Origin of the sequence: Lentzea albidocapillata, assembly GCF_000719115.1 — a bacterium.
In the GTDB taxonomy this organism is placed as follows: domain Bacteria; phylum Actinomycetota; class Actinomycetes; order Mycobacteriales; family Pseudonocardiaceae; genus Lentzea; species Lentzea albidocapillata.
On the sequence record NZ_JOEA01000006.1, the window covers coordinates 48,781 to 71,150 of the forward strand.

A 22,370-nucleotide genomic window follows, 5' to 3' on the forward strand; every position below is an offset into this window, starting at 1 on the left:
GGCAACTCGCTGAGACAGTATTCAGCGCGTGGCGTATGACGAGGGCCTGGCCCACCGTCTGGGCGAGTCGCTGGGCGACCTCCCGGACCTCGGCACGAAGAAGATGTTCGGCAGCCTGGTGTTCATGTGGCGCGGAAACATGCTGGTAGGAGTACTGAACTCCGACCTGATAGCGCGCGTGGGCCCCGAGGCGCAGGCGGACGCGCTGGCCCAGCCGGGCGCCCGCGTCTTCGACTTCACCGGACGGCCGATGAACGGCTGGGTGGTCGTCGACGGCGAGGCCGTGGCGGAGGACGAGGCGCTCGAGGACTGGATCGCGCGCTGCCGCGAGTTCGTGGAAGCGCTACCGCCGAAGTGAGCCGACACGAAGTAGCGTCGAACGCATGACTGCTGAAGACATGCTCGCCGTCGCCGTAGAAGAGGCGCGGACGGGGCTCGCCGAAGGCGGAATCCCCATCGGCGCGGCACTCTTCGACGCAGACGGCCGTCTGCTGGGCAGGGGCCACAACCGCCGCGTGCAGGACGGCGACGCCTCGATGCACGCGGAGACCTCGGCCTTCCGCAACGCCGGCCGCCAGCGGAGCTATCGCGGCACGACGATGGTCACGACCCTGTCGCCGTGCTGGTACTGCAGCGGCCTGGTCCGCCAGTTCGGCATCTCGCACGTCCTGATCGGCGAGGCCACGACGTTCCACGGCGGTCACGACTGGCTGGCGGAGCACGGCGTGGGCATCACCGTCGTCGAGGACCCGGCGCTGGTCGAGCTGATGACGACGTTCATCGCCGAACGCCCCGAACTCTGGTTCGAGGACATCGGCCAGGATTAGCGTGGGACTTATGGCTGCTGTGCTGATCGCCGGGGCGGACGAGGACGCGGAGATCGCGCGCCGGCTCGTTCTCGCCGGTCACACCGTCCGGTTCGCGCCGCTCGACGGCGCCTCGGCCGAGTCCCTGGACTCGCTCGACGTGCTGGTCAACATCGGCGGGGCCGCGGAGGAGACGTTCGAGGGTGCCGTCGAGAGCGCCGCGCGCGTCCTGCAGACCTACCTGCCGCTGCTGCAACGGTCCGCTGTCGTGGTGAACGTCAGCGGCCCCCGGGACTCGCCGTCCGCGGCGGCGGTCAACATCGTCACCGTGCAGTACGCGAAGGCGTTCCCGCGGATGCGGATCAACGCCGTCGAGCAGGACGCCGGCGCCATCGTGCGGATGGCGCAGGTTGGACAGGACGGGCCGACCGGCGGCTACTTCGACGCGACGGGCGCCCCGCTCTGGTGATCAGGACGTGTAGCGCTGCGCCGCCTCGTCCGCCGACTTCACGATCGTGAACACCGCGTCGAGCCCGGTCGCCTCGATGGGGCGCAACGCGGCCCGGTTCGACGCCACCACCACGAACTCGACGCCGGCCTTCGACGCGCGCTGCTGGCCGAGGACCAGGGCCTCCAGCCCGGCGGACCCCAGGAAGCGGACTCCGCCGAGATCCACGACGACGGCCCGCAGGCCTTCCGCCACGTGAGTTTCCAGCGGGCTGGTCAGCGCACCGCTGGAGGTGGTGTCGAGCTCGCCGGACACGCGCAGCACGACGACGTCAGGGGCGGGCCGGTCGACGACCACGGTGGCCAGAGCAGTGGGGTCAGGCACGTGATCTCCTTCGTCAGCTGTCAGCACCCCACGTTAACCCGGCTGGAGACCGGCGGTCGACGGCACCTCAACGAGGTGCGACCTGCCTGCAGGGAAGCGTGGACGTGCTGGGTGAGGCGGGCGTGCAGTTCGTGGCACGCGGTGAAGCCGAGGCGGACGTCCTCCGGCGGGCACTGGACGGGCAGCAGTTGCGCGAACGGGTCGCCGCCGATGGTGTCGACCGCGGTCAGGAAGCCGACGAGGGCCCCGACGAGTCGCCGGTGCAGGCCGAACAACGACAGCGCGTTCGCCAGTGCGAGGGTCGGGGCGGGCATTTCGTCGACGCCGGAGAACGGGTCCAGGTCGCGTAGCGTCACGGTGAACAGCACCGAATGCGTGCGCTCGGAGCGCGTGCCGTAGGCGTCGCCCTGGATGTCGCGCAGCACCGAGCGCATCTCGCGGCGCGGCTGCCAGAACGCGTGGTGGCCGCGCAGTTCGGAAAGCCCCTCGTCCGACAGCGCGGCGGGTGAGGTGACCTCGGTCAACGACCGCAGCGCCTCCTCCCAGCGGGTCTCCAGTGCCGCGTGGAACTGGGCCAGCGCCGGGTGGTCCTCCCAGCCGGCGGCGACATCGTCGAAGCCGCGCATCCGCAGCTCGTAGCAGATCCACAGCGACAGCTGCAGGTCGTCGTCCTGCCAGGCTTCCCTTGCACCGCCGCTGACGAGCAGCGCGGGCTGCGGCGGGGGCGGCAGGCGCAGCGCTGAGACCAGGGCTGAGCTCATGTGGCCGCGGGGGCCGGGGAGGCGCATCAGGTTTCCTCACGCGTTCGGGCGATCAGCATGTCCACAAGGGACTCGGGGTCCGGGTATCGTCGTTGCCGAGCGGCACCGCAGCCGTTGTGGCGCAACCAGTCCAACTGCTGCTCCACAGTAGACAGAGTGCCGCGATCGCGCAGCGCGACCGCGACGTGCTCAACGAGCGACGCCGCCCGGTCGAACGCGGGGGAGAGTTTTCCGGTGTGTGGATCGGCGGCCAGTCCGTCGACCCCGTCGCGCGACGCCCGCCAATATGCCGCTCGCAGCACGGAATCGTCCACCCGCTGTTCGGAGGGTTCCGTCACGACGAGGGCCCGGACCAACTCGGCGAGGACCACGACTTCCGTTGCCAGCTGCGGGATGTCCGCGACGCGCACCTCGACGGTCGGATGATCGGCGGACGGGCGGACGTCCCAGTACACCATCGCCCTGTCCATCAACGCTTCCGAGCTGATCAGCGCCTCGACGGTCCGGTCGTAGTCGGCGGGGCCGTGCCAGAACGGCGGCGGCCCGCTCACCGGCCAGCGCGACCACACCATCGACCGCCAGCTGGCGTACCCGGTGTCCTCTCCCTGGGAGTACGGGGAGTTCGCGCTCAGCGCCAGCAACGTCGGCAGCCACGCCCGCAGCTTGTTCGACGCCGCCAGAGCTTCGGAGCTCGAGGAGACACCGACGTGCACGTGCAGGCCGCAGGCACCCGTTCCGGTCACGAGTCTGCGATGGGAGTACTCGATCCGGTGATAGCGCCCGTCATCCGATCCGGGAGGGGGCCCGGCCTCGCCGATCGGCGGCATACCCGTCGCCACGAGCCGGCACCCTGTCTCGTCGGCGGCGTCCACGAGCACCCGGCGGCCGAGCCGGACCTGTTCGGACAGTTCGTCGAACGAGGAGGTGACGCCGGTGGCGATCTCGATCTGGAACGGCGTGAGCTCGCCCTGCACGTCGAGGTCTCCCGGCGCGCGGGAGATCTCCCTGACCCGGGGTGCCAGTGCCACCGGCCGCCGCGAATCGGGATCCACGAGCAGGAACTCCTGTTCCACACCGACCGTGTAGTGATTCATCGGCGAGCGGGTACCCGCGTTTCATGCTGATCAATCCCGGGGTGCCCGGATGAGACTGCGGCGCAGTATCACCGCAGGTCCAGGCTGGACGCGCCGCAGGCATGGCAAGGGGTTCCGGTACCTCGACGCCGATGGCGGAGCACTGTCCACGAGCGACGTGGAGCGGGTGAAGGCCCTCGTGATCCCACCCGCCTGGCGCGACGTGTGGATCTCTCCGCACCCGAACGGCCACATCCAGGCCGTCGGTTACGACGACGCCGGCCGCCGCCAGTACCTCTACCACGAGAAGTGGCGGACCGACCGCGACACGGAGAAGTTCGCCCGCGTGCTCGAGCTCGCCCCGAAGCTCGGGAGGTTCCGCGAGCAGGTCGAGAAGGACATGAGGTCGCGCGGCCGGAAGCGGCTGCTCGCCATCGCGCTGCGGATGCTCGATCTCGGCGTCTTCCGCGTCGGCCACGAGGAGTACGCCGAGGAGAACGGCACGCACGGCGTCGCGACCCTGCTCTGCGAACACCTCTCGGTCACCGGCGACCGGGTCCGTTTCCGGTTCCCCGCCAAGCACGGCGTCGAGGTGGACCAGGAGATCACCGATCGCGCGCTCGCCAGGGCCGTCCGGTCGTTGCTGCGCGACCGGACGCCGGACTGCCGCGTCTTCGACCTCACCGCCGACGACGTCAACGAACGCTTCCGCGAGCTGGTCGGCGACGAGTTCAGCGTGAAGGACCTGCGCACCTGGCACGCCACGGTCTTCGCCGCCCAGGCGTTCGCGCAGGCCCTGCGCGAACGGGGCAGGCCGTCGAAGCGCGCGGTCAGTGCCGTCATGAAGGAGGTCGCGCAGGACCTCGGCAACACGCCGTCCGTGGCGAGGAAGTCCTACGTGGACCCGCGCCTGGTGGAGGCGTTCGAGCACGGTGACGTCATCGGCGGAGGTGACCCCGAACGGGCTGTGCGGAAGCTGCTCAGGCGGATCTGACGGCGGCGGCGCGGTCGCACTGGCGGCACCACACCGCGCCCTGCGCCGACGCCAGCGCGGCGAACCCGGCGAAGAGGTGCAGCGCGTTCGAACCGGAGTTGACGTTCAGGAAGTTCACGAGCTCGCCGTCGTAGCGGGCCAGGCCGAGCCCGAACATCACCAGGAACAGCACCGCCACCAGCAGCCCGATATCGGTCAGTGCCTTCAGGTGCGGTACCGCGACCAGCAGGGCGGCACCGAAGACCAGGTGGATGACGTTCTGCAGCGGGTTGACGCGCAGTCCGAGCACCCAGGTATCGGACTCGCCGGCGAACGATGAGAAGCCGGTCACGAAGAACCCGGCCACGCCCCAGAGCACGAGCAGGGCACCAGTGCTGATCGCCAGCTTCTGGGGCCACCGCAACCGTTTCATGAACCCAGTATCGCCAGAAGCGGACATTCTCGCTCGTTCATTTCACTCCTCCGCCAGCAGATCGTGTCGCAGCTGCTCCAGGGACTTGGTGAGCAGCCGCGACACGTGCATCTGGGAGATGCCCACGCGGCGGGCGATCTCCGTCTGGGTCAGCCGGCCGAAGAAACGCAGGACCACGATGGTCCGCTCACGGCGCGGAAGGCCCCGCAGCATCGGCTGCAGGGCCTCGTGGATCTCCACGCCTTCCAGCGCCGGATCGTCGACGGTCGAGCTCTCCAGCGAGTCCAGTGGCGCGAACGCGATGTTCTTCTCGATGCGCAGGCCCTCGTAGACGTCGGTGAGCGACACCCCGAGGTGCCGGGCGATCTCGGAGGGAGTGGGGGACCGCCCGGTCCTGTGCGAGAGCTCGGCGGTCGCGCCGTCGATGGAATCGCACAGCTCTTTCAACCTGCGGGGCACGCGGACCGCCCAGCACTGGTCGCGGAAGTGACGCCGCACCTCGCCGGTGATCGTCGGCACGGCGTAGGACAGGAAGTCCGTCTGCCGCGAGACGTCGAACCGGTCGATGGCGTTGATCAGTCCGACCGCCGCCACCTGCGCGAGATCTTCCATGGGCTCGCCGCGTTCGCTGAAGCGGCGAGCGATGTGCCGGGCAAGGGGGAGGTACTCGCGCACCAGCCGGTCTCGCAGCACGTAGTAACGCGGCGAGTCACGGCTGGTGCGGGCGAGTTCCTCAAACGCCGCGTGCTGGTCTGGCGTCAATGTGCACCGCGATCAGACCTGGGGCGGCGGCGTCACGTCGCCCCGCCAGGCGCCGGTCTCGGCACCGCGCTTCTCGATGAACTCCTTGAACCGTTTCAGGTCGCCCTCGACCCGGTGGCCGACGACGCCGAGCGCCGCTCCGGCCTTCTCGGTGATGGTCTCGGGGTCGTACTCCATCTGGAGGTGGACCCTCGTCGTGTCGTTGTCCAGGCGGTGGAACGTCACCACGCCACCCTGCGGCGGCCCGTCGACCGTGGTCCACGCGACTCGCTCGTCCGCGTGCTGCTCGGTGATCTCCGCGTCGAACTCGCGGACGACCCCGCCGATCTTCGTGGTCCAGTGGGTCCTGGTCGGCGTGACCTGGTCGATCTTCTCGACTCCGTCCATGAACGCCGGGAAGGATTCGAACTGGGTCCACTGGTTGTAAGCCGTGCTCACGGGCACGTGGACGTCCACCGACTTCTCAATGGTGGTCACGAAACCTCCTCCTTCGATTGGTGTCGGAAGGTGAGTACCCGAGCGACGCGCTGTTACACATCCGATACGTGTCCATTCTGGACGGTCACGCAGAGTGCCGAACCACTTGCGATCCGCACATCACGAAATCGCCCGCAGTGGTCAAATCGCTCTGTGATCCAAGTCTCAGGGGCTGCATACTGCGCGGTATGTCAGGGGCCCCTAGGAGGCGCTGGTGCTCGAAGCGAACAACCTCGAGGTTGTCTACGACGACGTGATGCTGGTGCTCCGGGGCGTGAGCCTGCAGGTGCCCCAGGGCAAGGTTGTGGCCCTGCTCGGTGCGAACGGAGCAGGCAAGACGACCCTGATGAGGGCCTTCAGTGGCCTGCTCGACGTGCACGACGGCAAGGTCACCAAGGGCTCGATCACGCTCGACGGTGAACCGATTCACCGCCTCTCACCAGCGAAGATCGCGGACCGAGGCATCAAACAGGCCCTGGAGGGCCGCCGAATCCTGGCCGAACTGACCGTCGAGGAGAACCTCAAGGTCGGCGGCCACGCGAGGCCCAAGCGGCTCAAGCAGAACCTGGACCGCTGCTACGAGCTCTTCCCGCTGCTGCTGGAACGGCGAAGACAGAGCGCGGGCTACCTGTCCGGCGGCGAGCAGCAGATGCTCTCGATCGGCCGTGCGCTGATGTCGGAACCGTCCTACCTGTTGCTCGACGAACCCAGCCTCGGTCTCGCGCCGTTGCTCGTCCAGCAGATCCGCGACCTCGTCGTGAAGATCAACGAACAGGGCACCACGGTCCTGCTGGTCGAGCAGAACGCCAGCATGGCGCTCTCCATCGCCGACCACGGCTACGTGCTGGAGACCGGCAAGGTCGTCATGGACAAGCCGGCGGAGGCACTTCTCGCCGACGACGACATCCGCGAGTTCTACCTCGGCCTCGGCACCTCCTCGTTCCGTGCGGTCAAGCACTACAAGCGCAGGAAGCGGTGGCTGTCATGAGCGTTCTGGAAGTCACCGACGTCCGGCTCGCGTTCGACGGGGTCGTGGCGGTCGACGGGGTGTCGTTCGAGGTCGGGGAGGGTGAGCTCTTCGCCGTCATCGGCCCGAACGGCGCCGGCAAGACGTCCATCTTCAACGTCCTGAGCGGCGTCTACCGGCCGCAGCAGGGCACCGTGCGGTTTCGCGGGCACGACCTGATCGGCATGCGGCCGCACCGCATCGCCGCGCAGGGCATGGCCCGCACGTTCCAGAACATCGAGCTGTTCTCCCACCTCACCGTCGTCGACAACCTCATGCTCGGCCGCCACAACCACATGCGGTACGGCGCGCTGTCGGCGTTCCTCTGGCTCGGCAAGGCACGCGCCGAGGAACTGAAGAACAGGGCCGCGGTCGAGGAGGTCATCGACTTCCTGGAACTGGAGCAGTGGCGCCGGTACCCGGTCGGCCTGCTGCCCTACGGCGTGCAGAAGCGCGTCGAGCTGGGCAGGGCGCTCGCGATGGAGCCCAAGCTCCTGCTGCTCGACGAGCCGGTCGCCGGCATGAACGTCGAGGAGACCGAGGACATGGCCCGGTTCATCCTCGACGTCCGGGAGGAGCTGAACATCCCGATGATCATGGTGGAGCACGACATGGGTCTCGTGATGGACCTGGCCGACCGCGTGATGGTCATGGACTTCGGCCGTCCGATCCGCACCGGTACGCCCGCGGAGGTGCAGCAGGACCCCGACGTCATCCGCGCGTACCTCGGCGAGCAGCACAAGAGCGTGACGCCATGACCACGACCGTCGTCACGCGCGTCAGGAACCGCGCCGAGAACACGCCCGACCAGATCGCCCTGCGGGCCAAGGACTTCGGCATCTGGCAGGAGGTCACCTGGTCCGGCTACTGGGCGAACGTCGAACTGGTCGGCCACGCGCTGCTCGCGCTGGGCCTGCAGCCGGGCGAACGGGTGGCGATCCACTCCGAGAACCGGCGCGAATGGCTCTACGCCGACCTCGGCATCGTCGCCGCCCGGGGCATCACGGTCGGGCTCTACCCGACCAACCCCGCGTCCGAGGTCGCCTACCTCCTGTCCCACTCGGGCTCGCGGATCCTGATCGCCGAGGACCAGGAACAGGTCGACAAGGCGTTGCTGGTGCTGGAGGACACGCCAGACCTGGAATGGATCGTCTACATCGAACCGCGCGGCATCAAGGGCCGCTACGACAACCCGAAACTGCTGGCCTGGGAGGACTTCCTGGCGCTGGGCGCCCAGCACCGCGACTCGTTCCCCAATGAGCTCACCGAACGCATGGCGGCCGTCGAACCCGACGACGTCATGACGCTGATCTACACGTCCGGCACCACCGGGCCGCCCAAGGGCGCGATGCTCACCGTGGCGAACGTCGAGTTCGCCGTCCACGTGCTGGTGGAGGGCGGCGGTTTCACTTCGCCACCACCGTCCTCCACCGACGTCACGCTGTCCTACCTGCCGTTGTGCCACGTCGCCGAACGCATCTTCACGACGTGGTTCAGCGCGGCCAGCGGCGTGCAGGTGCACTTCGCCGAGTCGATCGAGACGGTGCAGGCGAACCTGCGCGAGGTGCAGCCGACGATCCTGTTCGGCGTGCCCCGCATCTGGGAGAAGGTGCTGGCGGGCGTCACGATCGGGGTGTCGTCGGCTTCCCGGCTCAAGCGCACGACGACCCGGTTCTGGCTCAAGCGCGCTGAAGCCATCGGCGAAACGCTGGTGCACAACGGTGGTAGGCACACGGGCAAGAGCCGGTTGATCTACGCGCTGGGCTGGCTGTTCTGCTTCCGCGCCTTGAAGGCCCGGATCGGCATGCGGCACGTCCGGTACGCGGCCTCGGGTGCCGCGCCGATCGCCCCGGACGTGCTGAAGTTCTTCATGGGCATCGGGGTGCCGATGCACGAGGTCTACGGCATGACCGAGAACACCGCCGTGGCAACGGGAAACCGGCCGGGCCGGGTGAAGATCGGCACGGTCGGCGAGCCGCAGCCCGGCACCGAGCTCCGGATCGACGAGGAGACCGGCGAGATCCTCACCAGGCACGGTGGCACGTTCGCGGGCTACTGGCGTGATCCCGAGTCCACCCAACGGGTGCTGGACGACGGCTGGCTGCACACCGGTGACGTCGGCGAGTGGGTCGACGGCACGCACGTGAAGATCACCGACCGGATGAAGGACATCATCATCACCGCGGGCGGCAAGAACATCTCGCCGTCGGAGATCGAGAACGCGCTGAAGACCTCCCCGTACGTCAAGGAAGCCGTGGTGATCGGCGACCAGCGGTCCTACCTGGTGGCGTTGATCGGCATCGAGTACGAGACGGTCGGCCACTGGGCGCAGCAACGAAGGATCACCTACACCACCTACCGGGACCTGTCGGAGAAGCCCGAGGTCCTGGAGCTGATGCAGAAGATCGTGACCGAGGTGAACGGCAAGTTCGCCACCGTCGAGCAGATCAAGAAGTTCCGGATGTTCCCCAAGGAGCTCGACCACGAGGACGGCGAGCTGACCGCGACCCAGAAGGTCAAGAGATCCGCGCTGGGCAAGATGTTCGACGACCTCGTGGAGAGCATGTATGGATGAGTTTCTCCAGTCGTTGATCCGGGGTCTCGGCACCGGGTCGATCTACTCGCTGCTCGCGCTCGGCTTCGTGATCATCTACAAGTCGACGCAGGTGATCAGTTTCGCGCAGCCGGCGTTCATGCTGGCGGGCGCGGTGCTGGTCTCGTACCTGTCACCCGTCGTGTCGTTCGTCGGGGCGGTTCTCGTGGCCGCCGTGGTGATCGCGGTGCTGGCGCTGGGCGTGGAACGCACGGTGCTGCGGCCGATGGTCGGCAAACCGGTGTTCGTGGTCGCGATCATCACGATCGGCGTGGACGTCGTGGTCAGGGTGGTCACCAACGCGTTCATCGGTCTGGACGTGCGGCAGGTCGGTGATCCGTGGGGCCTGGACACGGTGAGCTTCCTGGGTGCCGAGGTGCAGCAGCGCTACCTCGTGATGATCGCGACGACCGCGGTCGTGACGGCGCTGCTCTTCCTGTTCTTCCGGTACTCGCGGATCGGGCTCGCGATGCGGGCGGTTGCCTACGACCAGGAAGTCGCGCTGGCACAGGGCATCTCGGTCGGATCGGTGTTCGCGCTGTCGTGGGCACTGGCGGGCGGGCTCGCCGCTCTCGCCGGCGTGTTCGTCGCCACGGGCGCCGGTGTCGACCAGCAACTCTGGATCGTGGCGCTGAAAGCGTTGCCCGCGATCATCCTCGGCGGCCTGGAGTCGCTGGGCGGCGCGGTGGTCGGCGGGCTCGCGGTCGGCATTGTCGAGTCGCTTTTCGGTACGTACCAGAACGACTTCGCACCGTGGCTCGGGCCTAACTTCGCGCTGGTCGCGCCGTACGCGCTGATGCTGCTCGTCTTGCTCGTCAGACCGTACGGACTGTTCGGCAAGAGAGAGGTGGAGCGGCTGTGAAAGGTCGTCCTGAGCTGTACACCTCATACGGGCAGGACATGGGGTTCCTGAACACGCGTCCCAAACGCGCGTGGTCGGGCGGGCTCGTCGTCGTCGCCCTGATCCTGCCGTTCATGATCACCGACGACCTGTTGCAGCTGCTCGCCACCGGGTTCGTGGCGGCGATCGGTGCGATCGGGCTGAACATCGTGACGGGGTACGCGGGCCAGGTTTCCCTGGGCCACGCGTTCTTCCTCGCGATCGGTGCGTACACGGCCGCGGCTCTCAGCGGTCCCGAGACCGGGCGGGTGATCGGGTTCGGCATCACGTCGCTGCCGATCTGGCTGCTGGCCTCGGGGTTGGTGGCCGCGTTGTTCGGCGTCCTGGTGGCGCCGGTGGCGGTGCGGTTGCGGGGGCTCTACCTCGCGATCGTGACGCTGGGGCTGGTCTTCCTGGGAGAGCACGTGTTCCGGGAGTGGACGTCGCTGACCGGCGGCCCCGGTGTCGGCCGGCCCGCCGCCGTGCCCGAGCTGTTCGGGGTGCGGCTGGACCAGGACAGCGCGCTGTTCACGGCGGCACAGCAGTTGTACCTGCTGATGTTCGTGCTGCTGGTGATCTTCGGTGTGCTGGCGCGGAACCTCGTGCGCTCGCGCGTCGGCCGGGCGTTCGCGGCGGTGCGGGACCGGGACCTGGCCGCGTCGGTGATCGGCGTGGACCTGACGAGGTACAAGGTCCTGGCGTTCGCGGTGTCCTCGTTCTACGCGGGTGTCGCGGGCGCGTTGCTGTTCGTGGTGAACGGGTTCTTCGATCCGGGCTCGTTCAGCCTGTTGTTGTCAGTGCAGTACATCGCGATGGTGCTCATCGGCGGCGCGGGCACCATCTCCGGAGCGATCATGGGCGCGCTCTTCATCACTCTGCTGCCACGCATCACCAGGGAACTGCCCACGGTGCTGCCGTTCATCAGTGGTGACGCGACCGGCGGGATCACGGTCTTCCAGCTGGAAGCCGTGCTCTACGGCGTGCTCATCATCGTGTTCCTCATCGTCGAGCCACGAGGGTTGTTCGGCATCTGGGTCCGCGTCCGCAACTACTGGCGTACCTGGCCGTTCTCGTACTGAGGAGAGAATCCCCATGTCCGGTAAGAGACTCGCAGTCATATTCGTCGGGGCGCTGTTGCTCGCTTCATGTCGAGGCGGGGACGGGGCCGCACCTCAGGAGGGCGCGGGCGGCATCAAGGTCGACGCCGGCGTGACGTCGGAGGCGTGTCCCAACGCCGTCGACAAGTCCAAGGGCTGCATCTACCTCGGCACCATCTCGGACCTCACCGAGGGCCCGTTCAAGACCCTGGCCGTGCCGATCACGGACTCGCAGAAGGCGTTCTGGAAGCGCGTCAACGACAAGGGCGGCATCGGCGGCTACGAGGTCGACGTCACCAAGTACGTCAAGGACAACAAGTACAACCCGCAGATCCACAACCAGGTCTACCAGGAGATCAAGGGCAACATCCTGGCGCTGACCCAGACGCTCGGCTCGCCCACCACCGTCGCGATCCTGCCGGACCTCGAGAAGACCCCGATGGTCTCCGTGCCGGCGTCCTGGACCTCGTTGTGGGGCCACCAGGAGGTCGTGCTGGAGTCCGGCGCGAACTACTGCGTCGAGTCGATGAACGCCGTCGACTACGCCACCGAGAAGCTGGGCGTGAAGTCCGTGATGGCCGTGCACAATGCCGGTGACTACGGCGACGACGCGGCGGCCGGCACGAAGATCGCGGCCGAGAAGCGCGGGCTGACGTTCGAGAACGTGACCACCACGGCCGGCCAGGACAACCAGGGCGGTGCGATCGACGCCGTGGTGTCGAAGAAGCCGGACCTGGTGATCCTGACGACCGGACCGACCGACGCGGCCGTGATCATCGGTCAGGCCGCGGCCCGTGGCTTCAAGGGCAAGTTCATCGGCACCTCGCCGACGTGGAACCCCGGTCTCCTGAAGTCGCCGGCCGCACCCGCGATCAAGGCGCTGTACATGCAGTCGGCGCCGTGGAAGTCGTGGGGCACCGAGTCCGTCGGCCACACCGCGATGCGCGCGGCACTGCCCGGCGTGACGCCGAACGACGGCTACACCGCCGGCTGGGTGTGGGCGTACCCGCTCAAGGCGGCGCTCGAAAAGGCTGCCTCGAACAAGGATCTGACGCGCGCCGGCCTGCTCGCCGCGGTGCGCCAGCTCACGTCGGTGGACTACGAGGGCATGCTTCCTTCGGGTGCGGGCAACTTCTCCGCTTCGCCCCAGGACGCACTGTTCCGTCAGTCGACGCTCTACCGGCCCGACGACGCCGCTCCGACCGGAGTGACGCTGGTGGAGGACTTCTTCACCGGCTCGACGGCGAAGGACTTCAAGTTCGAGAAGCCCTGCTACCAATGAACCGAACGGGTGACACCCGACGCTGAAACCGGACATCCCTGACTAGTCTCGTTGCTGAGGCTTGGTAGGAGGTTGTGACGGTGTTGTCGTGCGTCGAGGTTCGCCGCTCCACCGGAGGCCTCCGGTTGTTCGTCCGTCCCCCGGCCGCGTTGCGCTGGAGCGCGCGGCTGGGGTACGAACGGGTATCGGAGTTGCTGACCGCGATTCGTCAGGCGCAGTCGTGCACCGTGCCGGACGTGGCACTGCGGTACGTGCCCGACCAGCGCACCGGTGAGGCGGTGCTGGCGTGCGAGACGGGGTCCGTTCTGCTGGACGCCGACGAGGTGTCGGCGTTGCACGACACGCTTCGCGCGCACATGCCGGACCGGATGAGGCCCCTCCCGATCTAGTTGATCGGCGCGGGAGAGCTCGCCTCCGGGACCAGGATCGCGGGCGTTCCCGAACCGTCCGCGGGCACCGCCCACACGTCGTTGAGTCCGTCGTCGCGCTGGATGCCGTACGCGACAGTCCTGTCGTCCACCCAGGCCGGTTGGTCGTCGATGCTGCGGGTCTCGGCGAGCTCCGTGATCGCGCGTGTCGCGAGGTCGAGCACGGACACCCGCCAGCCCTTCTGCGGGTCGCCGCCGACCGCCTTCTTGTAGGCGATGCGGGTGCCGTCCGGTGAGAGCGACGGGCACTCGACGTCGTCCATGTCCGTGAGCGGCCGGATCCTGCGTGCCGCGAAGTCGCCTTCGAGCAGGTAGCGGTGACCGCCGGTGGACATGGTGGCGTAGAAGCGGTTGTCGTCGGCGGTGAACGTGACGCCCCAGTAGTTCGTGTCGATCGGCCGCTGTGGCATGCCCTCGACCGCGAACTCCTCCAGCGAGGTGACCAGCGTGCCGGTCTTCGTGTCCAGGATGCCCGTGCTGGTGGAGAACCCGTTGGCGGCGTAGGAATGTCCGTCGACGAACAGTGTCCAGGCCACCATCCGGCCGCTGGCCGACACCCTCGTGCGGTTCGGGAAACCGGTCAGCGGCACCGTCCTGAGCTCCTTCAGGTCGCGGTCGAGCACGGCCAGTTCGCTCGCCTTCAGCGCTCCTACCGGCCGCAGGCAGGAGATCGTGCCCGCCGCCGAGTAGACGCGGTCGCAGCGCTGTTCGGTGACTTCCCGCGAACCGGCCGGATCGGTCCGCGACACCGTGGAGAGCTTGCCGTTGCTCAGAACCATCAGCCGCGGCCCGGCACCGGCCGGAACGGACTGCGCGGCATCGTCCGGCGTGGCACCGGACAACGCGGTGTAGCCGGCGGCGACGCCTCCGAGCAGGACGGCGGCGGTCAGGGTGATCAGCAGGCGCTTGTTCATCGGCGGCGTCCCAGGAGTGCGGCGGTGGCGATCAGGGCGCAGACCACCGCGACGGCGGCGATCCTGGTGGCGGCTTCGGGGCTCCAGAACTGCCAGGCGAGGCCGAACAGCACGGACGAGCCGAGGTAGGCGAGCGCCTGTCCACTTTGGATCAGCGCGATTCCCGTGGTGCGCAGGCGTTCCGGCAGCACCGGGCCCGCCAGCGCCATCAGCACGCCGTCCGTGCACGCGTAGAAGACGCCGTAGAGCAGCACCACCAGAACGAGGAGCGGCCAGCCGCCCAACGGTCCGTGCAGCAGCAGGTAGACGACGGTCAGCGCGCCGTAGCCGGCCAGCATGACCTTGAGCCGGCCGATCCTGTCGGCGAGCGCGCCCAGCGGTGCGGCGAGCAGCAGGTAAACCAGGCTCGTGCCCACCGCGAGCAGCGGGAACCAGCCGAACGCCAGCCCTTCGCGCTTCTGCAGCAACAGGTACACGAAGCCGTCGCCGATGGTGACCAGGCCGAGCAGTGACGCGGCCAGCACGATCCGGCGGACAGCCGGGTCCTTGAGCAACGCGAGTTTGAGAGGCTCCTTGCGCGCCAGGGGTTCCGGCCGGTCCCGCACGTAGAGCACGAGCACCAGCACACCGAACGCGGCGATGCAGGCGCTGGTGACGAACACGGCGTCGAACGACTGGGCGGAGGCCGCGAGCACGGCCATCGCGACCAGTGGCCCGGCGAACGCGCCGATGCCGTCCATCGCCCGGTGCACGCCGAACGCCCGTCCCAGGTCGCCGCTGGGCGTCGAGAGGGTGATCAGCGCGTCGCGCGGAGCGGTCCGCAGACCCTTGCCCGCGCGGTCGGCGGTGATCGCGAAGCCCAGCGCGGTCAGGGAGTTGCCGGCGGCGAGGAGTCCGAGCTTGGCCACCGCCGAGATGCCGTAACCGAAGCCCGCGACGGCCTTGCGCTTGTTCGTCCGGTCGGCGAGGTAGCCGCCCGCGAGTCTGAGGAGCGTGGTGGCGCCGGTGTAGACGCCGTCGATCAGCCCGTACGCGGCGGGACTGAGCTGGAGGCCGATGACCAGGTACAGCGGCAGGATGGCGGCCACCATCTCCGACGAGACGTCGGTGATGAGGCTGACCGTGCCGAGCGCGAAGACGTTGCCGCTCAGCCCTTTCCAGTTCGCCGTCCTGGGTTTGTCGATCGTGGACAGGTACATCATCGGCCTCCAGCGGTCCGTCAGTGACAGTTGGTGGTGCCGCTGTCGGTGTAGGTCTTGCCCGCGACGGGGACGAACTGCCAGTCGAAGCTGTTGCTGCGCAGCGTCAGCTTCAGCACGCCCTGGGTGCCGGTGTTGCGGGCCTCGCTGTTCGGCTTGATCGTGCCGAAGCCGTAGGCGCCCGCACCGCCCATACCCGCGACGAACGTCCGGATGCCGCGCGAGTTGTCCAGCCCGCCCGTGGGGTTCTGCGGGGCGAACCGCTCGTACTGGTGGTTGTGACCGAAGACCACCACGTCGGCGTTGGCGTCGTACAGCGCCTGGAACAACGGCCTGGTGGCCGTCGAGGGCGCGTGGTTGGCACCGCTGGTGAACAGCGGGTGGTGCCAGTACGCGGCGGTGCACGGCTTCGTGCTCGCCGCCAGGTCCTGCCGCAGCCACTGCTCCTGCGCGCTGCCCGCCGACATGCTGATGTTGGAGTTCAGCGACACGATGTGCCAGTTGCCGAGGTCGTAGGAGTAGTAGCCCCGGCCGGACGGCCCGGCCTGTGCGCCGAAGTAGTTGTAGTAACCGGTGGCGCCACTGGTGTGGTAGTCGTGGTTGCCGGGCGAAGGCCGGGTGCGCGCCTTGTGCCGGCCCCACGTGGGCTCGTAGTAGGTGTTGAACTGGCTCGCGGTGCCGTCCGGGTAGACGTTGTCGCCGGTGGTCCAGACGGTGCCCTGGATGTTGTCCAGCAGCGCGGCCGTGGCCGTGTCACCGGAACCGGAGTCGGCGATGTCGCCGGCGCCGACCCAGACCGGGTCGCCGGGAGGCGGGATGGTGCCGTCGGTGACGACGAGCTGTGGTGCGGTGGAACCCGACTCGCGGGAGTCGTAGTCGGCGCCGTCCGTGCTGCTCGACGTGATGCCGATGCTGTACGTGCCGTTGCCCGTGACGTAGCTGGTGACGTCGACCTCGTACCAGGCGTTGCGCACGACCGAGCCGAGCGAGCCGACCGTGGCGCCGTCGATCGCGGGCTGGTTGTTCCAGGTGACCGCGGTCTCGGTCCAGCTGACGTTCGACATCGCTCTGAACGTGCCGCCGTTGGGGCTTGCCGCGCCGGAGACGTCGTCGGTGTGGATGCGCAGCTTGGCGTTGCTGACGCTGCCGGTGATCCCGGAGACGGTGAACTTGAGGAACGTCCGCTTGATCGGCGAGTTGTCGATGCCGAGCTGGCCGGAGGTGCCGTAGTTCGTGCCGGTGGACCCGTTGTCGACGTAGGTGTCGGCGGTGGGTGTGAAGGTGGTGGTGGCAGCCTGAGCTGCGGTGGAGGCGGTGAGCGTGGCCGCCGTGACGATGACGGTGGAGAGCACGGCCAAGGGAGCCCTGCGACGTGACATGCCGGTCCTTGTGGTGGTGGGCGGACATGGGCCGTCGCGAAGAGTAGGGGTGCGATGGTTCGGTCACCAATGATCGTTCGGCGGCGGTTCGGTGAACGGTGGGAAAACCCCACCAGGGGGTGACTTCCGGCGGCTCGGTATTTCCACGGCTGCCGCTCGCTCCGTAAGAACATGGGAGTCGAGGTCTGCGACCCTCGCTGGCTCACGGCCGTGCCGGAAGCCGAGCTTGTGGTCGCGCTGGACGAGGTGGGTGGATACGCCGCCGACGGGCACCGGGTGACGGTGCTGATCGACCTGGTGCCGGGCAATGTGTCGATGCTGCGCGGCCTGGCCGCCGAAGCCGTGGGCGAAGGCGCCCGCAAGGTGCGGGTGCGGCCGCACGGCGTCGATCGGGTCGACCTCGTCTACGCGGCGGTGGAGCTGAACCGGATCGCGGAGGACGACGCCGTCGAGGTGCAGTTCGACGTCACGTCCGCCGCGTTGCTGCGGGCCGATCCCACGGCGTTCGTGCGGGTCGATCCGCTCGTGGTGAAGGCCGACGGGACGGTCGTGCCGATCTGCGCCGGGCTGGAGCGGTACGCGCTCGGGTCACTCGGGTCGCTGGACGACCTGGTGGCCGCGTGGGATCCCGAACCCGTCCGGGACCTGTGCCGGGTCGCGCTGAGCCGCGCGCTGGCCGACACCGGGCCGCTCGTGTCCTGGTACGAGCACCTCACCCGGACAGCAGCCGGGCTGCGGTCCTCGTGTTGATCACCTGCTCCGGCTCGACACCGCACTCCTCCGCACGCGCGCAGCCGTAGTTCAGCCAGTCGAGCTGGCCGGGCGCGTGCGCGTCGCTGTCGACGGAGAACGTGCAGCCGGCGTCGACGGCCAGGCTGAGCAGCCGGCGCGGGGGATCGAGCCGTTCCGGCCGTGAGTTGATCTCGACCGCGGTGCCGTGCTCGGCGCAGGCCTCGAAGACCTGCACGGCGTCGAACTGGGACTCCGGGCGGCCCTTGCCCACGACCAGCCGGCCCGTGCAGTGGCCGAGGATGTCGACGTGCGGGTTCCTGACCGCGTTGACCATCCTGCGGGTCATCTCGGCGCGCGGCATCTTCAGTTTCGAGTGGACGCTCGCGACCACGACGTCAAGGCGTGCCAGCAGATCCTCGTCCTGGTCCAGCGAACCGTCGTCGAGGATGTCGACCTCGATGCCGGTCAGGACCAGGAACGGCGCCAGTTCGGCGTTCAGCTCGGCGACGACCTCGAGCTGCTTCTCGAGCCGCTCGCGGGAGAGTCCATTCGCGACGGTGAGGCGCGGGGAGTGGTCCGTCAGCACCATGAACTCGTGGCCGAGATCGCGTGCCGCCTCGGCCATGTCCCTGATCGGGCTGCCGCCGTCGGACCAGTCGGAGTGGACGTGGCAGTCGCCCTTCAGTCGCGCGCGCATCTCCTCGCCGCCGGTGATGTCGACGTGCCGCAGCTTCGCCAGGTACGACGGCTCGCGGTTCGCGAGCGCGTCCGCGACGACACCGGCCGTCGACTTGCCCACGCCCTTGAGGTCGGTGAGCGTGCCGAGCCTCGCCCGTTTCTCGACGTCGGCGGGGTCGAGGTGGGCGAGGACGGCGGCCGCGTTGCGGAACGCCTGGACGCGGTAGGTCGGCTCGCCGGCACGTTCGAGGTGGAAGGCCACCTGCTTCAACGCCTTGACCGGATCCATACCTCTTCCTACCTCATCGGCGGTGTCCGCGCGCTGTCTCGAATGGCGCCGTCGCGGTGAATTTCACCCGACCTTCGGGGGTGTCGACCGGGACGGCGACTGCGAAAGCGTTCTGTCGCTGGCCGACGATCGTGAGGGGTACGCGTGAGGAAGCGTTGGGGCGCGGCGGCTTTGGTCGCTCCGCTGTTCATGTCCCTGGTGGGAACGGCCCAGGCGGCGCCGGGACCGTTGGACGAGTACTACACGCAGACCGTCGCCTGGGCCGAGTGCCCGGCGGGCTGGGTCTCGCCCTCGACGGGGATCGAGTGCGCCACGGTCATCGTGCCGATGGACTACAAGAACCCGGGCAACGGCAACCTGGAGATCGCCATCTCGCGCAGGAAGGCCACAGATCCGGCGCGCCGCAGAGGCGTGCTGATGACGAACCCGGGCGGTCCCGGTGGTTCGGGTCTCGGCGCCGTGCACTGGTTCAACGCCCAGACCGACGTCCTGAAGATCTACGACGTCATCGGCATGGACCCCCGCGGTGTCGGCCGGTCGACGCAGATCCGGTGCATCTCGACGCCGTCCGACGATGAATTCCCGTCGCGCCCAACGGATTCGCAGCTCGCGAACTGGTCGGACTACGCCCGTGCGGTCGAGGAGAACTGCCAGCGCGGCGGCGGTGAGATGCGCCGGTTCATCTCGACCATGAACACCGCCCGCGACATGGACGTCATCCGCGGAGCCATGGGGGAGAAGAAGATCTCCTACGTCGGCTACTCCTACGGCACGCAGCTCGGTGCCGTCTACGGCTCGATGTTCCCCGCGCGCCTCGACCGCAGCGTCCTCGACTCCGCCCTGGACCCGCTGAAGACGTGGCACGAGCAGGACGTCGACGTGGTGGACGCGATCACCGACAACCTCCGCAAGTGGACGGAGTGGACCGCCGCCCGCAACGGCACCTACGGCCTCGGCACCACCCCGGCAGCGGTGCGCGGCGAACTCGACGCCATCGCCGCACGCCTGAAGACCGGTCCCTACGGCGGCTACGCGGACGTGACCTCCTTCGACTACGCGGCCGGCGCCACCCGCTACCGCCGCTCGTGGGCCGCGTTCTCCCGCCACATCGCCTCGATCAAGGCGGGTGCCGCGGACCCGGCCGAGGCCTCCGCGATCGTGGCCGCGCTGAAGAAGGGCGACATCGAGCCCACCTCACCGGGCACCTTCCAGGCCGTCGTGTGCGAGTGGGACTGGTTCTCCGACGTCAACACGTACTACAACGACATGAAGCGCTGGCGCGACACCAACCCCTACGGCGGCACCGTCGACTACATGGCGCCGACCAACTGCACGTTCCGCGCCTTCCAACGCCCGGAGAAGATCCCGGCCATCACCCGCAAGTACCCGGCCGGCCTCGTGGTCAACTCCGACGGCGACACCCAGACCCCGCTCGCCAACGGCCGCGTCATGGCGGAGCACCTGCGCCAGCCGCTGATCAGCGTGGCGAACGACGGCCAGCACGGCCACTACGCGTTGCGCCGCAACACCTGCGTCGACACGCTGGTCAACAAGTACCTGGTGTCGGGAATCCTGCCGGCGTCCCGGGTGACCTGTGCCGGGACGGACATCGCGGAGACCGTGCCTCCGGGGCAGGCGGCGGCCCTGGGCGCGCAGCCGGCCCGGCCGTTGAGCGACATCCTGGGTGAGATCGCGGCGGAGACGAAGCCGTTCTGATCGTGTGAACGATCTTGTCGGACCCTCCGAGTACGTTGAGATCTACCGATTCCGTGATTTACCAGTGAGCTGGGAACACTCGCCTGGTTGCTGCTACTGACGGTCGGATGTGCTGCTACGCGGTAGCATCACATCCGATCCTCGGCAGCACTCTCGGGCCGCCTGTGAGCTGCGCCGTTGCGGGCGTCGCTGGTGCCGGCCGTCAGCGGTTGTCGAGCCTGTGTTCAAGCCAGCGGCGCGCGCCTTCGGTGGCGTCTGTCCCGGCAAACTTCCGCTCCCAGAGGCGCACGAGGGAGGCGGTGTACGCGGTGATCCCGTCTGGATCCGCTGCCCGGAATCCGTCGAGTTGCCCGGCCCATGCTTCAGCGGCTGAGGGCGGATGTCCTGCGGCGATGAGCCGAACAGCGACTTGAGCGCCGTCAACCCACGGAGCGCCAGACCTCCACCATGCCCAATCCACGACACGAGCGCGGTCCGAGATGAGGAAGTTGAACGGGTTCAGGTCGGAGTGGATCAAGGCCGTGCCGTCCATGTAGGCCGGTGCGCGGCTGGCCCACTCCCTGATTGTGGCTGCGTTCTCCCGAGACCAGGCGTGGGCATCTTCGGGTAGCTCCATGCTCAACTCGCGGTCGAGAGCGGTAGCCCATTGCTTCCCCATCTCGCGCTTCGCAGAGGAAGTAGGGGGCGCGTTGGTCGTGCTGATCGTTCGCACAGCGTCGGCCAGCATCGGCAGATGCGGCGATCCAGGGGAAAAGTCGGCATGCTGCCCGGACACGTGCTCGAACCCGAGCAGCAGCCAACCTTCCTCTTCGATCTGCCACAGCAACCGTGGTGCCAGCCCCTCGGGCAGGAACGGGTTCACGGCTGCTTCGTTGCGGTGCATGAAGGACTGAGGATCGTCCGCCTTGACGCCCTTGCAGAAGAACCAGCCATCCGTAGCCATGAGTGAGACGGCGATCTCGGAGTTCCGGCCCGCTGGCGCGTCCTCCGTGTCGATCACATCGCCGACCTCCTTCTCGACTGCGTTCACGAGGGCCGGAGGTAGCACGGTCCAGTCAAGGCGGTTAATCGTCAGTCTCCTGTCCAGGCGGTGTTACGGCTGGTCTTCCTGCCCGCAGCTGGTACAGCCGGCGTGGCACTGAGTGCACTTGCCCGCTTCCGCGAACCACAGCTCTTTGTGGATCGGCAGGCCTGCTGCCTCGATCGCGTCCACCGTAGGCCTCAGCGTGTCGGCCACGTCGGTGCTCTCCCCGCTCGGCGCGGCGAACTTTTCCGGGACGTGGTGAAGGAACCGCCCCGCGACGCGCTCGCAGAACTCGGCGTAGTCTCTTGTGCTCAGGATGAACTGATGCCAGCCGATGTCGACCTTTTTACTCGGCCGGTAGCGGTTGCACGGGTTCAGCGCGCATACGGTGAGGAAGCTCAACGTGTCGCTGATGATCTGGTCCGCCTCCATCAGCGGAAGTCCGCTGTCCTCCGTGATCTGATTCCGCCACGTCATGCGGAACTCCGTGGAGACAGTTGCCTGAGCGGCCTTGACCTCAGGCTCAAGCGTTGTCGTCATTGTGCGTCCTTTCGTCGTTTCCTGTGGTGACACCCGCGATTGCGCGCAGATGATTGGTGCCACCGAGTAGGAGCCTTTGGGGGCTCCGATGCTCATAGCTGGGGTCTCTCTGTGCTTTGCGGTGGCCGGATGCCGCAATTCCGAACGAAGGTCCGGCGGCTTCGGTCAGGTGGGCCGGCACTGATCGGTGTCCTAGCGGTGCCTCCTGCAGCCCGGGAGCAGGCAACGCGAGGGAAGTTCGGAAGACGTGTACGGGCTGGTCGGAATAGGTCCACGACACGAAGTTGGGCTCGAACGGGTCGGGAGATGCGGTGAGAATCCCGCGATAGCCGTACGCATATCCAGGTCGCGTCATGATGGCGACATCGGTGACCACGTCCGCGCTCACGGCTTCCGCTCCGGGCAGAGTGAGTAGCGCTCGACGGACGCGAGGCAACTCACGCACCCGCAAGCCCTCGCGTGAAACAAGCGGCAAGCACAGACCGCGAGGAGCCCG

25 protein-coding genes are annotated in these 22,370 nt (G+C 68.1%); 13 read left to right on the forward strand and 12 right to left on the reverse strand.

The features are described 5' to 3' along the window. The first annotated feature begins 28 nt into the window (after positions 1-28). From IG04_RS0109765 to IG04_RS0109775, 3 genes are read left to right on the forward strand one after another with little or no spacing between them, the layout of a single operon-like run. Positions 29-358, forward strand: a complete 330-nt coding sequence (locus IG04_RS0109765) for a TfoX/Sxy family protein (protein WP_030476245.1) — start codon at positions 29-31, stop codon at positions 356-358. Between the two features lie 25 nt (positions 359-383). Continuing rightward, positions 384-827, forward strand: a complete 444-nt coding sequence (locus IG04_RS0109770; RefSeq protein WP_030476246.1) for a nucleoside deaminase — start codon at positions 384-386, stop codon at positions 825-827. 10 nt (positions 828-837) lie between these two features. Continuing rightward, positions 838-1,275, forward strand: a complete 438-nt coding sequence (locus tag IG04_RS0109775) for a Rossmann-fold NAD(P)-binding domain-containing protein (RefSeq protein WP_030476247.1) — start codon at positions 838-840, stop codon at positions 1,273-1,275. Here the strand turns inward: IG04_RS0109775 and IG04_RS0109780 are convergent, their stop codons facing one another. The 3 genes from IG04_RS0109780 to IG04_RS0109790 are packed head-to-tail and all read right to left on the reverse strand — an operon-like array spanning position 1,276 to position 3,493. After that, positions 1,276-1,638 carry an STAS domain-containing protein gene (locus tag IG04_RS0109780; RefSeq protein ID WP_159460490.1) on the reverse strand — a complete coding sequence of 121 codons (363 nt, stop codon included), beginning with the start codon at positions 1,636-1,638 and terminating at the stop codon, positions 1,276-1,278. It lies immediately after the preceding gene. A 20-nt stretch (positions 1,639-1,658) separates the two neighbouring features. After that, positions 1,659-2,426: an iron-containing redox enzyme family protein gene (locus tag IG04_RS42425; RefSeq protein WP_144065511.1), complete on the reverse strand. Its 768-nt coding sequence runs from the start codon at positions 2,424-2,426 to the stop codon at positions 1,659-1,661. Next, positions 2,426-3,493: a carboxylate-amine ligase gene (locus IG04_RS0109790; RefSeq protein ID WP_030476250.1), complete on the reverse strand. Its 1,068-nt coding sequence runs from the start codon at positions 3,491-3,493 to the stop codon at positions 2,426-2,428. The genes IG04_RS42425 and IG04_RS0109790 overlap by 1 nt, the downstream gene beginning before the upstream one ends. 49 nt (positions 3,494-3,542) lie before the next feature. Between IG04_RS0109790 and IG04_RS0109795 the strand changes: the two genes are divergently transcribed. Further along, positions 3,543-4,466 carry a DNA topoisomerase IB gene (locus tag IG04_RS0109795; protein ID WP_030476251.1) on the forward strand — a complete coding sequence of 308 codons (924 nt, stop codon included), beginning with the start codon at positions 3,543-3,545 and terminating at the stop codon, positions 4,464-4,466. Here the strand turns inward: IG04_RS0109795 and IG04_RS43850 are convergent. From IG04_RS43850 to IG04_RS0109810, 3 genes are read right to left on the reverse strand one after another with little or no spacing between them, the layout of a single operon-like run. Then, positions 4,453-4,878 (reverse strand): DUF4383 domain-containing protein, encoded by a 426-nt coding sequence (locus IG04_RS43850; protein ID WP_051769434.1) that lies wholly within the window; start codon positions 4,876-4,878, stop codon positions 4,453-4,455. The genes IG04_RS0109795 and IG04_RS43850 overlap by 14 nt on opposite strands. Before the next feature lie 42 nt (positions 4,879-4,920). Next, positions 4,921-5,640, reverse strand: coding sequence for a SigB/SigF/SigG family RNA polymerase sigma factor (locus IG04_RS0109805; protein WP_030476253.1), 720 nt, complete (start codon positions 5,638-5,640; stop codon positions 4,921-4,923). A 12-nt stretch (positions 5,641-5,652) separates the two neighbouring features. After that, positions 5,653-6,117, reverse strand: coding sequence for an SRPBCC family protein (locus IG04_RS0109810; RefSeq protein WP_030476254.1), 465 nt, complete (start codon positions 6,115-6,117; stop codon positions 5,653-5,655). Between the two features lie 214 nt (positions 6,118-6,331). On the opposite strand from IG04_RS0109810, the gene IG04_RS0109815 reads away from it, so the two are divergent. From IG04_RS0109815 to IG04_RS0109845, 7 genes are all read left to right on the forward strand, one after another. Then, positions 6,332-7,105, forward strand: a complete 774-nt coding sequence (locus tag IG04_RS0109815; RefSeq protein WP_030476255.1) for an ABC transporter ATP-binding protein — start codon at positions 6,332-6,334, stop codon at positions 7,103-7,105. After that, on the forward strand, positions 7,102-7,881 hold the full coding sequence (locus tag IG04_RS0109820; protein ID WP_030476256.1) for an ABC transporter ATP-binding protein: 780 nt from the start codon (positions 7,102-7,104) through the stop codon (positions 7,879-7,881). Before IG04_RS0109815 ends, IG04_RS0109820 begins: the two co-directional genes overlap by 4 nt. Further along, the gene (locus tag IG04_RS0109825) at positions 7,878-9,698 is read left to right on the forward strand and encodes an AMP-dependent synthetase/ligase (protein WP_030476257.1); all 1,821 of its coding nucleotides are present in this window, start codon (positions 7,878-7,880) and stop codon (positions 9,696-9,698) included. The genes IG04_RS0109820 and IG04_RS0109825 overlap by 4 nt, the downstream gene beginning before the upstream one ends. Next, positions 9,691-10,578: a branched-chain amino acid ABC transporter permease gene (locus IG04_RS0109830; protein ID WP_030476258.1), complete on the forward strand. Its 888-nt coding sequence runs from the start codon at positions 9,691-9,693 to the stop codon at positions 10,576-10,578. The genes IG04_RS0109825 and IG04_RS0109830 overlap by 8 nt, the downstream gene beginning before the upstream one ends. Next, on the forward strand, positions 10,575-11,675 hold the full coding sequence (locus IG04_RS0109835) for a branched-chain amino acid ABC transporter permease (protein ID WP_030476259.1): 1,101 nt from the start codon (positions 10,575-10,577) through the stop codon (positions 11,673-11,675). The genes IG04_RS0109830 and IG04_RS0109835 overlap by 4 nt, the downstream gene beginning before the upstream one ends. Before the next feature lie 13 nt (positions 11,676-11,688). Beyond that, positions 11,689-12,975 (forward strand): ABC transporter substrate-binding protein, encoded by a 1,287-nt coding sequence (locus IG04_RS0109840; protein WP_030476260.1) that lies wholly within the window; start codon positions 11,689-11,691, stop codon positions 12,973-12,975. A 74-nt stretch (positions 12,976-13,049) separates the two neighbouring features. Further along, positions 13,050-13,364 (forward strand): hypothetical protein, encoded by a 315-nt coding sequence (locus tag IG04_RS0109845; RefSeq protein WP_030476261.1) that lies wholly within the window; start codon positions 13,050-13,052, stop codon positions 13,362-13,364. Here IG04_RS0109845 and IG04_RS0109850 read toward each other — a convergent pair. The 3 genes from IG04_RS0109850 to IG04_RS0109860 are packed head-to-tail and all read right to left on the reverse strand — an operon-like array spanning position 13,361 to position 16,895. Further along, positions 13,361-14,317, reverse strand: coding sequence for a TolB-like translocation protein (locus tag IG04_RS0109850; protein WP_030476262.1), 957 nt, complete (start codon positions 14,315-14,317; stop codon positions 13,361-13,363). The genes IG04_RS0109845 and IG04_RS0109850 overlap by 4 nt on opposite strands. Next, complete coding sequence (locus IG04_RS0109855; protein WP_030476263.1) at positions 14,314-15,516, reverse strand: MFS transporter; 1,203 nt, start codon at positions 15,514-15,516, stop codon at positions 14,314-14,316. Before IG04_RS0109855 ends, IG04_RS0109850 begins: the two co-directional genes overlap by 4 nt. Before the next feature lie 20 nt (positions 15,517-15,536). Beyond that, positions 15,537-16,895 (reverse strand): CBM96 family carbohydrate-binding protein, encoded by a 1,359-nt coding sequence (locus tag IG04_RS0109860; protein ID WP_030476264.1) that lies wholly within the window; start codon positions 16,893-16,895, stop codon positions 15,537-15,539. A 171-nt stretch (positions 16,896-17,066) separates the two neighbouring features. Here IG04_RS0109860 and IG04_RS42430 point away from each other — a divergent pair, with 171 nt between their 5' ends. Next, positions 17,067-17,645 carry a hypothetical protein gene (locus IG04_RS42430; protein ID WP_084401796.1) on the forward strand — a complete coding sequence of 193 codons (579 nt, stop codon included), beginning with the start codon at positions 17,067-17,069 and terminating at the stop codon, positions 17,643-17,645. Here IG04_RS42430 and IG04_RS0109870 read toward each other — a convergent pair. Further along, complete coding sequence (locus tag IG04_RS0109870) at positions 17,608-18,594, reverse strand: PHP domain-containing protein (RefSeq protein ID WP_030476266.1); 987 nt, start codon at positions 18,592-18,594, stop codon at positions 17,608-17,610. The genes IG04_RS42430 and IG04_RS0109870 overlap by 38 nt on opposite strands. A 144-nt stretch (positions 18,595-18,738) precedes the next feature. Here IG04_RS0109870 and IG04_RS0109875 point away from each other — a divergent pair, with 144 nt between their 5' ends. After that, entirely contained in the window at positions 18,739-20,310 is a 1,572-nt protein-coding gene (locus IG04_RS0109875; protein ID WP_144065512.1) for an alpha/beta fold hydrolase, read from the forward strand. Positions 20,311-20,512: 202 nt separating this feature from the next. Here the strand turns inward: IG04_RS0109875 and IG04_RS0109880 are convergent, their stop codons facing one another. Together IG04_RS0109880 and IG04_RS0109885 are read right to left on the reverse strand one after the other, a co-directional pair. Then, the gene (locus IG04_RS0109880; protein WP_144065513.1) at positions 20,513-21,340 is read right to left on the reverse strand and encodes a phosphotransferase; all 828 of its coding nucleotides are present in this window, start codon (positions 21,338-21,340) and stop codon (positions 20,513-20,515) included. Between the two features lie 63 nt (positions 21,341-21,403). Then, complete coding sequence (locus tag IG04_RS0109885) at positions 21,404-21,970, reverse strand: glycine-rich domain-containing protein (protein WP_144065514.1); 567 nt, start codon at positions 21,968-21,970, stop codon at positions 21,404-21,406. Positions 21,971-22,370: the final 400 nt, after the last annotated feature.

Excerpts from the sequence above, each read along its gene's own strand:
- IG04_RS0109790 (WP_030476250.1), bottom strand. The coding sequence starts at position 3,493 with ATGAATCACTACACGGTCGGTGTGGAACAGGAGTTCCTGCTCGTGGAT.
- IG04_RS0109795 (WP_030476251.1), top strand. The coding sequence starts at position 3,543 with ATGAGACTGCGGCGCAGTATCACCGCAGGTCCAGGCTGGACGCGCCGC.
- IG04_RS43850 (WP_051769434.1), bottom strand. The coding sequence starts at position 4,878 with ATGAAACGGTTGCGGTGGCCCCAGAAGCTGGCGATCAGCACTGGTGCC.
- IG04_RS0109855 (WP_030476263.1), bottom strand. The coding sequence starts at position 15,516 with ATGTACCTGTCCACGATCGACAAACCCAGGACGGCGAACTGGAAAGGG.
- IG04_RS0109820 (WP_030476256.1), top strand. The coding sequence starts at position 7,102 with ATGAGCGTTCTGGAAGTCACCGACGTCCGGCTCGCGTTCGACGGGGTC.
- IG04_RS0109770 (WP_030476246.1), top strand. The coding sequence starts at position 384 with ATGACTGCTGAAGACATGCTCGCCGTCGCCGTAGAAGAGGCGCGGACG.
- IG04_RS42425 (WP_144065511.1), bottom strand. The coding sequence starts at position 2,426 with ATGCGCCTCCCCGGCCCCCGCGGCCACATGAGCTCAGCCCTGGTCTCA.
- IG04_RS0109775 (WP_030476247.1), top strand. The coding sequence starts at position 838 with ATGGCTGCTGTGCTGATCGCCGGGGCGGACGAGGACGCGGAGATCGCG.
- IG04_RS42430 (WP_084401796.1), top strand. The coding sequence starts at position 17,067 with ATGGGAGTCGAGGTCTGCGACCCTCGCTGGCTCACGGCCGTGCCGGAA.
- IG04_RS0109850 (WP_030476262.1), bottom strand. The coding sequence starts at position 14,317 with ATGAACAAGCGCCTGCTGATCACCCTGACCGCCGCCGTCCTGCTCGGA.
- IG04_RS0109825 (WP_030476257.1), top strand. The coding sequence starts at position 7,878 with ATGACCACGACCGTCGTCACGCGCGTCAGGAACCGCGCCGAGAACACG.
- IG04_RS0109860 (WP_030476264.1), bottom strand. The coding sequence starts at position 16,895 with ATGTCACGTCGCAGGGCTCCCTTGGCCGTGCTCTCCACCGTCATCGTC.
- IG04_RS0109830 (WP_030476258.1), top strand. The coding sequence starts at position 9,691 with ATGGATGAGTTTCTCCAGTCGTTGATCCGGGGTCTCGGCACCGGGTCG.
- IG04_RS0109885 (WP_144065514.1), bottom strand. The coding sequence starts at position 21,970 with ATGAGCATCGGAGCCCCCAAAGGCTCCTACTCGGTGGCACCAATCATC.
- IG04_RS0109840 (WP_030476260.1), top strand. The coding sequence starts at position 11,689 with ATGTCCGGTAAGAGACTCGCAGTCATATTCGTCGGGGCGCTGTTGCTC.
- IG04_RS0109870 (WP_030476266.1), bottom strand. The coding sequence starts at position 18,594 with ATGGATCCGGTCAAGGCGTTGAAGCAGGTGGCCTTCCACCTCGAACGT.